The sequence below is a fragment of the Arthrobacter hankyongi genome, from assembly GCF_022012395.1.
Taxonomy (GTDB): domain Bacteria; phylum Actinomycetota; class Actinomycetes; order Actinomycetales; family Micrococcaceae; genus Crystallibacter; species Crystallibacter hankyongi.
Window position 1 is genome coordinate 134537 of record NZ_JAKLTQ010000007.1, and the last position, 13621, is coordinate 148157.

The following is a 13621-nucleotide window of genomic DNA, read 5'->3' on the forward strand; positions in this document are numbered from 1 at the left end:
CGTTACCGGGCCAGCTGTGCCATGAGCTGATCGGTACGTTCGGGGCCCATCGCCGAGTATCCGCCGTCCGCTGCGACGTCCGCGCCGGTGACGCAGGAGGCTGCCGGAGAAGCCAGGAAGGAGACGACGGCGGCGACCTCTGCCGGGTCCGCCGTGCGCCCGGTCAGGTGCAGCGGGGCGGCAATTCCGTCCGTTTTGGCCCGGTCCCCTCCGGTCATCGTGTCCATGACGGAGGACCAGGTCCAGCCGGGGGAAACGGAGTTGACCCGGATGCCCTGCGGGGCCAGATCCATGGCCATGCTGCGGGTCAGCTGCACCATGGCCGCCTTGCTGGCCGGGTAGACCCAGCGGCCGGGCTGGGCAACTTTGGCTGAGATGGACGTGAAGTTGATAATCGATCCGCCCGGCCGCGCGGCCAGAAAGGGCAGCAGCAGGTCCGCCGCCCGGGCCGCGCTGACCAGGTTGACGTTCAGCGCGCTGAGCCAGTCGGCCCGGGAGGTGGCCAGACCGTCATCCAGATAGCTGCAGGCCAGGTTCACCAGCACGTCAATGCAGCCATCTGCACCGGCGAAGTCCCCGGCCGCGGCCATGACGTCGTCGTCCCGGGTGATGTCCACCGGCGCAAAGCTGGCGGCGGGCCCCAGCCGTGCGGCAGCTGCCGCACCGCCGCGCGCATCGATATCCCAGATGGCCACCTGGGCGCCGCCGTCGATAAAGCTCCGGGCCACCGCTGCGCCAATGATGGTGGCACCTCCGGTGACAACAATCTTCTTTCCCTGGTGGGTCATAGCCAGCTCCTTGTTCGTCAGGGCCTTGCGCGTCATGCCTGCGGCAGGCCGGGGTCGCCGACGGTCAGTACGGCCCGGGTCAGCTCGACCCGGGAACGGACACCGAGTTTCCGGTAGACCGCCTTCAAGTGTTGTTTGACGGTGTATGGGCTCAGAAACAACCGCCGGGCGATTTCCTCGTCGCCAAGGCCCAGCACGGCCTTCTGCGCCACCTCGGCTTCGCGCCTGGACAGCAGGCGGGACAGCTGAACCGGCAGCTGCCCCGGTGAACCGTGCGGCCGGGTCAGCTGCAGGATGCTGACCAGCACCTCCTTGCCCTTGGGCGTCGCGGGGAAATTGCGGAGCGTCAGCTGGCGCAGTTCCCCGGCGACGGCCACCTCGCAGCGGTAGAGCTGGCAGAGACCGTCCCGGGTCCGTGCGGCGGCCATCAGTTCCTCAAAGAAGACCTCCGGTTTGTCCGGCTCCAGCTCGCCCAGGATCTGCACGGCCATCCCGTTCATGCGGCGCCTGCCGGTGCCGGTGTCACTGAGCACCATGGCCTGCGCAGACAGCTCGAAAGCCTCCAGCAGCTGGTCCCGCTCGCTGAGCAGCCCCTCCCGTTCGGCAATGCTGCCGACGGCGAGGCCCACCAGATTGCCGATGGTGCCCAACAACGCATAGTCCAGCGGGGAACCGAGCACGTCCTGGTCCCGGTCGGAGAAGTTCAGCGTCCCGACCACCTCACCCCGGTACAGCAGGGGGGCCTCCAGCACTACCCGCATGTCGTGCAAGGCCAGCACGTCCGTAAAAAACGGTGAACTGCTCCATTGCTCCTCGGACATCAGATCCCCGCTGCGGACCGGACGGCGGTCCGAGAGCACGGCGTCCAGCACCGGATCGACGCTGCGCCCCACCGCTTCGTAGACTTTCAGGAACCTGTCGCTGACACCGGCGGCACTGGATAACAGGGCCGGCGAGCCGGGATTGTCAAAAATGTAGATCCCGTAGGCGCTGGCTTCGATCATGTCGGGCAGCAGCGCCATGCAGACGTCCTGGATTTCCTGCTGGGACTTCGCCGCTGCGATGGCGTCGCACAGGGATGACAGCCCGGAGGCGATCGTCCGGCCCGCGGCCTCGGCGGCGTCCCGGGTCGTGCGGTTCTGCATGTGGTCCTCCTGCCAGTACGGATGTGACGGCCGCCGGTACGGGGCTGCCGGCTCCGGAACCGGGATTAGCTAGTGGAATCTGCCAGGTCGCGGGCAGGTTCAACCGCTTGGGCGCGGTTGAAATTCTGCCCTTTCACAGCGTTTCGGGCCATGGCTGCCAGGACCTTAAGTTTGCCCTTGGCCACGACAGATCCTCCGGACTGTCCGGTGCAGCGGCGGATCCAGTCGCTGCCGGCGGCGGCATCGGCCAGCATGGGGAAGGCCTCCGGCGGCCGATTGAAGGTCTTCAGCAGCTGCCCGGCCACCCGCTGGTCGGCATACGCCGCAGTGAGGATCCGCACCGCGGCGGCGGGCGGCTCGAGGAAGGTATTGGTAAACCGGTAGGTCGGATCGATGTGGCTGCGATAGAACGCTTCCTGCGTTTCCTCCATCCAGGCGCGGTCCAGTGGGCCGTCTCCGCTGGCCATGATCGCATCGTAGATGTGCCCGGCCTGCCGCACGCCGCTGCCGGCACCCTGGCCGCAGATCGGATCATAGCTGACCGTCGTGTCGCCGAGGCTCATCACAGCGTGCCCGCCGGGGGTCAGGCCCGATCCTGCCCGGACGGAAGGGGCGAAGGCGCCCTTGAGCCAGCTGAACGGGTCATTGGCCAGAGGTTCCATGTACTGCATCGCCGGCCAGTCCCACGGGGTGAATTCCTTGACCAGCGACGTCGCCGTGGCGAACGCACCGGCCAGGTCATTGACCCCGTCCCAACGGTCAAAGGGGCCGCCCGGCCGTGCTTCGAACACCAGGCACCAGACTTTCTCCCCGTCCTTGTGCAGGAACGGCACCCAGAAGATCTCCCCCGCATTGCCGAAGAGGTTGAAGCAGACGGGCGTATGTCCGGGAATCCGGTTGGAAAAGGCGGAGCCGTCCGTGGGTATCCCCCGGACCAGGATCATGGCCAGCTTGCGCTGCGGCGCGGTGAAGACGCTGCGCTGCGGATCGCGCGGGAAGAGTCCGGACAAGCCGCCCTTGCCAGTGGCCACCACGGTCAGCTCCGAGCCGGCCGCGATCCGCTCCAGGCCGTCCATGTCCACGGTGCCGATGGTGACCTCCGCACCGAGTTCCTCCAGCTGCACCATGCGGTCATAGGAGCGCAGCCGCACATCCACCGCAGCCCCTGCCGTGTCGCTGCCCAGCGTGGTGCCGAAGTTGATGAACTCCTGGCCGATCCTGGGGCTGAAAAACACGTGGATGCCGTCAATCGGATTGGTCTCGGACTGGTAGTCCCTGGCCCCGAGCCGGCGCTCCACCGCTAGGGAATCAGCGAAGATTGCCGCAGTTCCGGTAGGGGACGTGGTGTCGCGGATACCTTCGGCGTCCTTGTCGCTGTAGAGGCTGACCTTGTGCCCGGCTTTGGCCAGCCCGACGGCCAGCAGGGTACCGGAATGTCCGGCACCAATGATGGAGATCTCGCGCATATGCTGCTCCTACTGAGGGAAGACATCAGGACCGGAAAGGAACCGGATCACCGGAAGTGGCGTGCGCCACATGGACAGCGTAGGTTGGCGGGTTGCCTGCCGCCATCACTCACCCGAGGGATGCCCTGGGCGTTGACGTGCTTTGGCCTCGGACCTGGTCAGAACGACGCTGTCCCCGCCAAGCGGGCGGCTTAGCGGGGACACTCAAGTGTTTAAAAGTACTCCTTGGACCGGCATTGATAACTTGCGCTTATCGGTCCCGGTGGCGGCGGCCCCGTCATCCTCGCGTGGATGCGGAACCGCCGCCACAGCGGAGGTTTTCTAGATGGCCGGCGCCGGCTCCGTCATATCGTCGTCGTCCCGCAGTGCCGCGGTCCCGGGCACGTGGGAGGTCCCGGCGCCTTCGGGCAGGACAGAGCGCCGCAGCAGGACATAGATCAGCGGCGTGAGGACAAGGGTCAGCAGGAATCCGAGCGGGAATATTCCGGTGGCGGTGAGGAAGTAGGAGACCCCGGAGCCGGCGACGACGGCGATCAGGCCCGCCCAGTTGAACCGTTCGACCTTTGCGGTATCGGCCGGGCGCCGCTTCCGGACGATGAAGAAATCGGCGATGACCAGCGCGCACAGCGAGAACGTCAGGATGCCCAGCAGCCCCAGGTACTGCGTGATGACCCCCAGGATGTTGGCCCAGACGGAAATCAGTGCGATCACGTTGGCGGCGACCACCATGGCAATCCGGTTGGGCTTGCGGCCCAGGACGGCGTCGTACAGGTTGGCCAGGGTCAGGGATCCGGAGTACGTGTTGATGACTTGGGCCTTGATCTGGGCCGCATACATGACGAGGAAGCCGAGGAAGCCGCTCAGGATCACGAAGTAGGCCCCGGGGTTTGAATGGGCCAGGTACTGGACCTTCTCCACGATCGAGCCTCCCTGCTGGGCGGCCGCGATGCCGGCGTTGGCAGAATCCGAGAGGAACCGGGCGACGACGGCGTCACCGGCCTGGTAAAGCAGCGCCCCGAGGGAGACGACCAGGAAGTTCACAATGATGTTGCCTCCCACGGCCATGATTCCCACGTCCTTGGGCGTGCGGGCGTAGCGTGCGAAGTCGGCGCCGACCAGGGACAAGGCACCGGCCATGCCGATCATCATGCTCAGGACGGTCATGATCTGCACGGGGGTCACCTCGCCGGGCCGCGCGGCCAGCACCTCCCCGACGGTAAGCCCGGACTGCTGGAAGGCAACGAACCCCACCCACAGCATGAGGACGCCGGCAATGATGGTCAGGACGAGCGACGTCTTCTGGACTACCTTCATGCCGAAGATGGTCAGCAGGATCCACAGCAGGGACAGGAGACCGTAGATCAGCACCGCGTTGCCCAGGTTGGGTGCCCAGCCGAGCATGAAGAGCGTGCCGTAGTAGAGCAGCACGTTCTCCAAGGCCAGGAAGCCGAGGATCATGAAGGCGAAGATCAGCGAAGCCAGCGAGGACCCCGACGCTCCAAGGCCGTGGAACCGCATGCTCACGGTCGAGGACATGCCCGTGCTTTGGCTGGCGCGGCCGGTCAGCATGCCGACGGCCGACCCGAAGAGGGCCGAAACGGCGGCCATGGCGATGGCCCACTGGGTGCCGACCAGGTAGCTGGCGGTGCCGCCGATGAGCAGCATGGCCAGTGTGGTCCCGACGCCGGCGGTGTTCGCCAGGAGCGACCAGCCGCTCATGCGCTGGCTTGCGGCAACGGGATTGAGGACGTTGTCATCCATGGCCGCTTTGAGGCCGGTGGATTCCGGGGTGGAAGGGGTGGCGTTCTGTGCAGAAGCCATGGCCGTCTCCTTGGAGTTGGTTCCGGTGCTGCGGGGCACGGGATGCCGGCAGAATCCGGAGCGGGTGGGCCTCCTGCGGCGGCACGGCAAAGCTGCCCGCGGCGAACGGAGGCTGAGGGTGGGGCTGTTGCACCGGGCCACCGCCTGACGAGGGATAGCCGGTTTGGTTTGGGCCTGGAGGCCGTGCGGGAGACGGCCTCCAGGCCCTGCTTGATGGTCAGGACAGATTCAGGCGCGCCATGATCTGTTCCTTCTGGTCCCGCAGGTACATCACGAAGGAACCGTTGGAGTCCACGACGGTGTTGTATTCGTCCAGGACCACGATCGTGGTGGTGCCCAGTTCGATGATGGCCGGGCCTTCCACTTCCTCCCCCGGTCCCATGGCCGCGCCCTGGTGGACGTCGGCCTCCACCATGCGGCGCTGCAGCGGGGACCACATGTTGCGGCGCTTCCGTTCCGGAACGGCGCCGCCGGAGATGGTGCCGTTCAGCGTGACCCGGTCATTGGGGGTGCGGCCGACCGCGGAGAGGCGGATATTGAGCAGGTCGATCGGCATCTCGAAGTTGTTGTAGCCGAAGAGCGCCTCGTGCTCCCGGTGGAACGCCTCGGCGAACTTCTCAACATCCGGGGCCTCCAGGTTGGCCGGGTCGACCTCGATATTCAGCTCGTACCACTGGCCCTTGTAGCGCAGGTCCACGGAGGGGACAAAGGCGATGTCCGCTTCGTCCACGCCTTCGGCCAGCAGTGTGTTCAGACCTTCGGCCGCCATCTCCTTCCACGCGGCCACCAGCGTGCCCGGGTCCAGGCTTTCCAGGCGCTGGTTGGCGCTCTGGACGTAGTCGTGCTTGAAATCGCAGACCAGCATGCCCGCGGCACAGAAGATGGAGGAGTCGCGCGGGGTGATCAGCACGGGGATTTCCAGTTCCCGGGCAATGGCCGCCGCGTGGACCGGGCCGGCGCCGCCGGCGACGACGATCGGGAAGTCGCGCGGATCCAGGCCGCGGCGGACGGTAATGTCCCGCACCCCGGCGGCCATGTTGACGTTGACGATTTCGTAAATGCCGGCGGCGGCTTCTTCCACGCTGATCCCCAGCGGGTCGGCCACGTCGGTCTTGATGGCCTGGACGGCGGCCTCCCGGTCCAGCCCGATCTGGCCGTGCAGGAACGTGTCCGGATCAATGTAGCCCAGGACCACATCGGCGTCGGTGGTGGTGGCATGCACGCCGCCGCGGCGGTAGCAGGCCGGGCCGGGCACGGCCCCGGCGCTCTGCGGGCCGACCCGCAGCAGGCCGCCCTCATCCACGGAGGCGATGGAACCGCCGCCGGCGCCGATGGTGTGGATATCCACCGCCGGCAGGGCGATCGACCACCGGTCGATCTCGCCGTCGGTCATCACCAGGGGCTTGTTATCCTTGACCACGGCGGCGTCGAAGCTGGTGCCACCCATGTCCACGGTGATGCAGGAGTCCCAGCCGTGGGTCGCGGTAACCAGCAGCCCGGCGGTGGGGCCGGACGCCGGGCCGGACAGCAGCGACAGCGCTGCGCGCCTGGCCAGCCGCTCCGGGGTGGCAACGCCGCCGTTGGACTGCATCATCAGCAGGACGCCCTCGAACCGGACCTCGGCGAGCAGTTCCAGCAGGGTGGACAGGTAGCTGCTGATGATGGGGCCGGCATAGGAGTTCAGCACCGCGGTGCTGGTGCGCTCATAGTAGCGGGCCTGGCCCAGCAGCTCGGCCGACTTGGTGATGTAGGCGTCCGGCATGAGTTCGGCCACGATCTGCGCGGCCCGATCCTCATGGGCCGTGGAGGCATGCGAGTGCATGAAGGAGATGGCCACGGACTCCACGTCCTGCTCCTGCATGACGGCGACGGCGTCCCGCACATCCTGCTCGGACAGCGGCGCGACCTCGTCCCCCTTGTAGTCGATCCGGCCGGCCACCGGCAGCCGCAGGTGCCGGGGCACCAGCGGGTCGGGCTGTTCCAACCGGTTGTCGTAGGGCTCCTCGCGGGTGCCGTGGCGCATCGGCAGCACGTCGCGGAACCCCTCGGTGCCCAGCAGCGCGGTCTTGGGTCCGCGGCGGGTGAGCAGGGCGTTGGTGGTGACCGTGGTGCCGTGCACAATCAGTTCCACCCCGGCCAGGAAGTCCTCGAGGGACGTATTGTCCAGTGCGGCGATCTCCTGCAGCCCGTTGTAGACCGCAAGCGGCGGGTTGGAGGGAACCGAACTGGTCTTGTGGATGCGCCGCTGGCCGTCGGGATAAATGACCAGGAAGTCGGTGAAGGTGCCGCCGACGTCGATGCCGATTCTGATGCTCATGGGAATGGACCTTCCGGGTGGGTCTTAGGCGCGGAGCGCTGCGGTCTGTGCGGTGTCGACGGCGGTTCCGTCTGCGGTGAGGACGACGCCGTAGTCCGAGCGCGCCTTGTCAACCGAGAGGATGCCGTCGCGGACCTCGGCCAGGACCTTCTCGGCCGGCCGCTTGTAGGGGTCGCCGTACCCGGCGCCGCCGCCGAGCAGGGATTCGACCCTGGTCCCCGGGGGCATGGCGATGATCTCCTTGGACCCCCATTGGCGGACCGTGCCGTCCGGGAAGGTGACCGTCATGTCGTTGAGACCGGAATCCATGCCGCCGAAGAGCCCCTGCGCCGGTACCGCGCCTTCGGCGCGGACGTTGTCGCCGAGGGTGACGCCGTGCTGGTTCTCGCCGTAGCTGACCCAGGCGGAACGCGTTCCCATCCCGCCGCGGTATTCGCCGGCACCGGCGGAGTCGGGCAGGTATTCGTGGTACTCCAGGAAGTGCGGGGAGGTCAGTTCGAACATTTCCGGGTCCGGGGCGCGCATCTGCCCCGCGGTGCCGGTGAAGCCCAGGGCGTCCCAGCCGTCGGTGCCCTGCACGCCGCCGGGGCCGGTCCGCTGGAAGACGGTCAGGGTGCCGAATTCCTCGTTGCTGCGCGGGTCGACGCCGTTGGTGGAGGTGCACAGGTACTTGTTCCAGCCCGCGGACACCCGGTCCGGGAGGATGCCGGCCAGTGCCGTCATGATGCATTCGACGACTTCGTCCGACATCTGGTTCCCGAAGACGGTGGCGGCCGGGAAGCGCGGGTTGAGCACGGACCCTTCCCGGAAGACCGTCTTAATGGGTTCGAACAGCCCCTGGTTGGTGGGGATGTTGATGTCCCCGCTGGCCATGAGCATCAGGAACGCGATCCGCACCGCGCCCTTGGCCGAGGCCGGCGGCATGTTGGTGATGCCCGGCGCCTGGTCATCGCTGGCGGAGAAGTCGAAGGTGATCTCATCGCCCTTGATTTCGATGTCGCAGGCGATCTTGTAGCGCTTGGTGGTGTCGAAGCCGTCGGAAACCATCCAGCTTTCGCCGTAGTAGTGCCCGTCGGCCCACCGGCTGACCTCGGCCCGGACCTGGCGCGCCGAGCTTGCGAGGATGTAGTTCATGTGGTTCTCGTAGACCGGCAGCGTGTAGCGTTCGATCAGCTCGCCCAGCCGGCGGGCGCCGATGGTGCAGCAGCCGATCATGGACTTGATGTCCTCCATGACGAAATCGAAGCGGATGTTCGCCGCAATGAAGTCCCACACGTCCTTGCGGAAGACGCCCTTCTCCGCGACCTTGACCGGGGGGATGCGCAGGGCCTCCTGCCAGATGTCCCGGGCGTTCGGATCGTAGCCGCCGGCGGTCATCCCGCCGATATCGGCCATATGGCCCTTCGCTGCCGTCCAGCCGACCAACTGGCCGTTGGAGAAGACGGGCATGAAGATGCCGGTGTCCGCGTTCTGGTTGCCGCCGTGGTAGACGTCGTTGTGGACGATGACGTCGCCTTCGTGGATGTCGTCCCCGTAGTAGTTGATGATGTACTCCAGGGCCGGATGGGCGCCGAAGGCGATGATGGCGGCGAATTCGGCCTGGGCCAGAGTGTTGCCGTCCTTGTCGAAGACCACGGTCACCAGGTCCCCGATTTCGTTGAAGATCGGTGATCGGGAGGACCGCATCAGCATGGTCGCCATTTCCTTGGCGATCGCGTCGACCCGGCGCTGCAGCACCGACGCCGTGATCGGATCGATCCGGTTCTCAGCATTCGTTGACATGTACTTCACCTTTCGAGAGACGGTGCAGGCCGGTCGGGTGTTCCGAAAGCTTACGGCTTCCGGTTTCCTCGACGACGTAGGTATCGGCCATGTAACCGCTGGTTTGTGCCTGGACGTCCAGCACCATCGGGTGCACGGCCAGCACATAGCCGGCTTGGAGGGCGGTGTCCTGGGACTGGCTGCCGTCCTCGACCACGTCGAGGCCGATCCAGGGCTGTTCGAGCACGTCCAGGCCCAGGGAGTGACCGGACCAGTAGGAGGAGGTGGCCCCCTCGGTGCCGATGGCCTCGAGGATTGAGCGCTGGACGTCCGACGGCGAGGTTCCCGGCGCCATCTGTGCCGTTGCGGCCGCCAGGCCTTTGGCCACGGCCCGGGCCATGCGCGCGTCGTCGTCCTTGGGTCGGGCGAAGGTGACCATGCGGGACAGTTCGGTCCAGTAGCCCTTGGGCCCCACGATTTCGAAGGAGAAGGTGTGGATGTCGTGGGCGGTGAGGACGCGGTCCCGCGGCGGGCCGAAGGTCGCCCCGGTCCTGTCGCCGTCGACTTCGGTATACATGGTCAGGAACAGCGGGTCCTCGCCGCCGAGCTGGTGCCCCACCTTGTACATCTCGGCGCCGATCTCCCGCTCCGTGATGCCCGGCCGGGCGATCTCCAGCAGCCGGCTGAAGCACTGGTCCAAGATGTAGGCCGATTCCTCGACGCCGCGGATTTCCGCCGCGCTTTTGACCGAGCGGACCAGTTCGAACTGGGCCGAATAGTCGATGAACTGTGCCTGCGGATAGGCATTGGTCAGGGCAAGATACTCGTCCACCTTCAAGACCTGCCCGAGGCCGACAATGCCGACCTTGGAAAACGTGCGGCCCTTGAGGGCGTCGACCAGGCCCTGGGCGATGGTCCCTGGGAAGCGGTAGTCGCTGACCCAGCCGCTGGCCGGCCGGCGCCCGCCGATCAGGTTCCCCGACAGCACGAGCACCGGCTCCTCGTCCTTGAACATCACGGCGTTGCCGGAACGGTGGGGCAGATTGTAGTCGGCCACGTAGCGCAGCGCTCCCTTGTGGCCGCGGTAATCGTTGGCGGCAAAGATCAGGGCGTCGACGCCGTTCTCCTGCATCGATTTGTTGAGCAGGTCCCAGCGGCGGTCCCGCTCCGAAAATGAATTGGGCATCTGTGCACCTTTCGCAATCGCTGCCGAGGGCCCATGCCGCTGCGGCAGCGGACCGGCACAGCCGGCCCCGTTGAGTGTAGGTAGTGAATGAACCGTGTTTCCCGGCGCCGGAAGGGGCCCGGCAGCCGTCGGAATATGATGCGGGTCACAGAGTGTGACTGGAAAAGGACATTACAAACTGATTTCCCCTAGGGCAACAGCAGGTGCAAAGATTCTTCCATGCGAAATACTGAGCAAGCACCCCCGCTCGATTCGGTGCACCGCGCCCTGCGGCTGCTGGTGGCCCTGCGCGACGGGCAGGTGCTCAGCGTCAAGGATGCCGCCGCCATGCTCGACGTCGTCCCCTCCACGGCACACCGCCTGCTGGCCGCCCTCTGCTACGACGGCTTCGCCGTCCAGGACAGGGAACGCCGGTACCGGGCCGGGCCGGAGCTGGCCCACCGTGAGGAAATGCACTATCCCCCCAACCAGCTGCGCGGGGCCATCTGGCCCGCCATCGAGACGCTCAACAAGACTCTCGACGAGACCATCCAGGTGTGGGTCCTGCAGGGGCCGAGGGTGAGGTACATCGACGGGATCGAGAGCACCCAGTCCCTGAGCGTGCGCACGGCCATGTGGGACCTCGTCCCCGCCTACTGCTCCGCGGGCGGCAAGGCGCTGCTGGCCACGCTCAGCAACGCCGAGCTGGAGTCCCTCCACGCCGGCGGCCTGCCGCCGTGGCGCTCGTCCCGGATCACCTCCCTGCAAGCCCTGAAACGGCACCTGGTGACAGTGCGGCAGAACGGCTACGCGCTCAACCTCGAAGAGGCCGCCCAGGGGATTTCCGGAATTGCCGCCTGCGTGAAGGACCCCAGCGGTGGCGCGGTTGCAGGCATTTCCGTCGCTATCCCCAGCGTCCGGTTCAACCGGAAGAAGATCCCTGACTACGTCGAGGCCCTGCGCGCCGCCGTCGCCACGGCAGAGGCCGAGCTGGGCAAGCCTCCCCGGGAAACCTCCGCCGCGGCCCGGTAGGACCCCGCCGACCGGCGCCTCGCGCCGCCCCGCGGGATTCATATCCACCGCACCTGTTTTCATAGGGAAAACCAATCCACTAGATATTCTCCTCTGCGAAATGCTGGACGGGACTGTAGACCGGCTCGATCGGAGCCTCCTACGCTCGGTGCAACCATCCCGAGCCAGAGTCCTGGCCCACATTGAGGAGGCATTCCTGTGGTGGTTTCCCCTGAAATCTCCAGCCCCACGGCTACGGCAGCGTCGGACATCCCATGGCGCGATTATGTCCGCGGGGACCGGGTCCACCGGACCCTCTACACCGATGAGCGCGTTTTCAACGAGGAAATGGTCAAGGTGTTTGGCCATACCTGGGTGTACCTGGCCCATGAGTCGCAGCTTCCGGAACCCAATTCGTTCGTGTCCACCAAGCTGGGCCTGCGGCCGATCATTGTCACCCGTGACCGCCAGGGCGGCCTGCACGCGGTCTTCAACCGCTGCGCACACCGTGCGGCCACGGTCTGCCGCGAGGAATCCGGCGTCGCCAAGAGCTTCCAGTGCCCGTACCACGGGTGGACCTTCAAGAACACCGGCGAACTGGTCGGCGCCCCCTGGCCCCAGGGCTACGGGCCGGATTTCGACAAGTCCGAATTCGGCCTCGGCAAGGTCACCCGGGTCGAGTCGTACCGCGGCTTCATCTTCGGCACCCTCGGCGAGTCCGCCCCGGCCCTGGCCGACTATCTCGGCGAAGCCAGGCCGTGGCTGGACTACTGGATCGACCGGGCCCCGGAAGGGGAAGTCATCGTGCGCAGCGCGGCGCATCGGATGGGCTACCGCGGCAACTGGAAGCTCGCCTTCGACAATGCCGGAGACGGCTACCATCCCTCGTTCTCGCACCGTTCGCTGCTGGAAATGGCCTCCCGGATGGGCGACAGCAAGGACATGTCCTACTTCGGCAAGACACCGGACGACGGCCCGATGAAGGTGTATTCGCTGGGCAACGGCCACAGCGTGATCGACCAGCGGCCCAACTTTGAGGGCCCCGGCAGCATCTGGGCCAACCAGCGCCCCCAGCCGGGCCGGGAGAAGTTCGAGGAACTGATCCGCGCCAGGTACCCCGAGGACGCCGACCGGCTGCTGGATGTCAGCGCCGGCGCGCAGATCAACCTGAGCATCTTCCCGAACCTGCTGATCATCGGCAACCAGATCCAGGTGATCGAACCGCTGAGCGTGGACCGTACCCAGCTGACCTGGAACGCCACGACGATCGGCGGGGTCCCCGAGGAAGTCAACACCATGCGCATGCGCACCCAGGAGGACTTCCCGGCCTTCGGCGAGCCGGACGACCAGGCGAACTTCGAAGAGGTCCAGCGCGGACTGGCCGTCACCGAGGAGGAATGGGTCCTGATGAACCGCGGCCTGAACGTGGACGGCTGGCAGACCATCGATGAAAACGGCGTCATCGTCACCGCCGTGACCGACGAAATCCACATGCGCGGCTACTACGAGGAATGGCTGCGCCTGATGAACGGGGAAACCCAGTGAGCCAGAAGGTCCAGGACTACTCCGACACATCCAGCTGGTCCTACCACGTGGACGAATCCTTCTATGCGGACCTGGACCGCTTCGGCGAGGTGCTCCGGGCCGACTGGCCGGCGGCCGGTGTCCAGACCGCCCGGGAGGCCGAGGCCTTCCTGGCCCGGGAGGCGCGCCTGATCGACGAGGGCCGCTTCAACGACTGGCTGGAGCTCTTCGGCCCGGACTGCCTGTACTGGGTCCCCATCACCCCGGGGGGAGGCGATCCGCGCCGGGAGGTCTCGCATGCCTTTGACGACTGCCGCCGGCTCACCGACCGGGTCTACTGGCTGCGCACCGGGCTGGCCTTCAGCCAGATCCCGCAGTCCCGCACCCGCCGGGTCATCGGCAACGTGGAGGTCCTGGACGAGCCGGGCAGCGGACTGCGTTTCATCCGCTCCAACTTCATCGTCAACGAGTTCCGAGCCGGAGTCGCCAAGACGTACACCGGCTGGTACGGGCACGTGCTGGCACCGCAGGAGGACGGCTGGCAGATCCGGCTCAAGCAGGCCAATCTGCTCGATTCGGAGCAGATCCATGAAAACCTCACCCTGGTCTTCTAGCGGGCGGCC

The 13621-nt window shown here is 66.5% G+C and carries 10 protein-coding genes; 3 read left to right on the forward strand and 7 right to left on the reverse strand.

Annotated elements, in window-relative coordinates; translation table 11 throughout:
- Nucleotides 1-2: 2 nt before the first annotated feature.
- The 7 genes from LVY72_RS11720 to LVY72_RS11755 form a co-directional block, all read right to left on the reverse strand.
- Nucleotides 3-788, reverse strand: coding sequence for an SDR family oxidoreductase (locus tag LVY72_RS11720; RefSeq protein WP_237821019.1), 786 nt, complete (start codon nt 786-788; stop codon nt 3-5).
- Nucleotides 789-820: 32 nt separating this feature from the next.
- Nucleotides 821-1933 carry a LuxR C-terminal-related transcriptional regulator gene (locus LVY72_RS24690; protein ID WP_308190774.1) on the reverse strand — a complete coding sequence of 371 codons (1113 nt, stop codon included), beginning with the start codon at nt 1931-1933 and terminating at the stop codon, nt 821-823.
- Nucleotides 1934-1998: 65 nt separating this feature from the next.
- The gene (locus tag LVY72_RS11735; RefSeq protein WP_237821021.1) at nt 1999-3399 is read right to left on the reverse strand and encodes a styrene monooxygenase/indole monooxygenase family protein; all 1401 of its coding nucleotides are present in this window, start codon (nt 3397-3399) and stop codon (nt 1999-2001) included.
- Nucleotides 3400-3720: 321 nt separating this feature from the next.
- Nucleotides 3721-5220, reverse strand: coding sequence for a purine-cytosine permease family protein (locus LVY72_RS11740; protein ID WP_237821023.1), 1500 nt, complete (start codon nt 5218-5220; stop codon nt 3721-3723).
- Between the two features lie 217 nt (nt 5221-5437).
- A complete protein-coding gene (locus LVY72_RS11745; RefSeq protein WP_237821025.1) occupies nt 5438-7537 on the reverse strand; it encodes a hydantoinase/oxoprolinase family protein in 2100 nt (699 codons plus the stop codon).
- Nucleotides 7538-7561: 24 nt separating this feature from the next.
- On the reverse strand, nt 7562-9319 hold the full coding sequence (locus LVY72_RS11750; protein ID WP_237821027.1) for a hydantoinase B/oxoprolinase family protein: 1758 nt from the start codon (nt 9317-9319) through the stop codon (nt 7562-7564).
- On the reverse strand, nt 9303-10484 hold the full coding sequence (locus tag LVY72_RS11755) for a M24 family metallopeptidase (RefSeq protein WP_237821029.1): 1182 nt from the start codon (nt 10482-10484) through the stop codon (nt 9303-9305). Before LVY72_RS11755 ends, LVY72_RS11750 begins: the two co-directional genes overlap by 17 nt.
- Nucleotides 10485-10703: 219 nt before the next feature.
- Between LVY72_RS11755 and LVY72_RS11760 the strand changes: the two genes are divergently transcribed.
- From LVY72_RS11760 to LVY72_RS11770, 3 genes are all read left to right on the forward strand, one after another.
- On the forward strand, nt 10704-11495 hold the full coding sequence (locus LVY72_RS11760; protein ID WP_237821031.1) for an IclR family transcriptional regulator: 792 nt from the start codon (nt 10704-10706) through the stop codon (nt 11493-11495).
- A gap of 198 nt (nt 11496-11693) precedes the next feature.
- Nucleotides 11694-13019: an aromatic ring-hydroxylating oxygenase subunit alpha gene (locus LVY72_RS11765; RefSeq protein WP_237821033.1), complete on the forward strand. Its 1326-nt coding sequence runs from the start codon at nt 11694-11696 to the stop codon at nt 13017-13019.
- On the forward strand, nt 13016-13612 hold the full coding sequence (locus LVY72_RS11770; protein ID WP_237821035.1) for an aromatic-ring-hydroxylating dioxygenase subunit beta: 597 nt from the start codon (nt 13016-13018) through the stop codon (nt 13610-13612). Before LVY72_RS11765 ends, LVY72_RS11770 begins: the two co-directional genes overlap by 4 nt.
- Nucleotides 13613-13621 lie beyond the last annotated feature (9 nt).

Bases quoted from the DNA above. Each gene is read 5' to 3' on its own strand.
- LVY72_RS11720 (WP_237821019.1), bottom strand. From the start codon at position 788: ATGACCCACCAGGGAAAGAAGATTGTTGTCACCGGAGGTGCCACCATC.
- LVY72_RS24690 (WP_308190774.1), bottom strand. From the start codon at position 1,933: ATGCAGAACCGCACGACCCGGGACGCCGCCGAGGCCGCGGGCCGGACG.
- LVY72_RS11735 (WP_237821021.1), bottom strand. From the start codon at position 3,399: ATGCGCGAGATCTCCATCATTGGTGCCGGACATTCCGGTACCCTGCTG.
- LVY72_RS11740 (WP_237821023.1), bottom strand. From the start codon at position 5,220: ATGGCTTCTGCACAGAACGCCACCCCTTCCACCCCGGAATCCACCGGC.
- LVY72_RS11745 (WP_237821025.1), bottom strand. From the start codon at position 7,537: ATGAGCATCAGAATCGGCATCGACGTCGGCGGCACCTTCACCGACTTC.
- LVY72_RS11750 (WP_237821027.1), bottom strand. From the start codon at position 9,319: ATGTCAACGAATGCTGAGAACCGGATCGATCCGATCACGGCGTCGGTG.
- LVY72_RS11755 (WP_237821029.1), bottom strand. From the start codon at position 10,484: ATGCCCAATTCATTTTCGGAGCGGGACCGCCGCTGGGACCTGCTCAAC.
- LVY72_RS11760 (WP_237821031.1), top strand. From the start codon at position 10,704: ATGCGAAATACTGAGCAAGCACCCCCGCTCGATTCGGTGCACCGCGCC.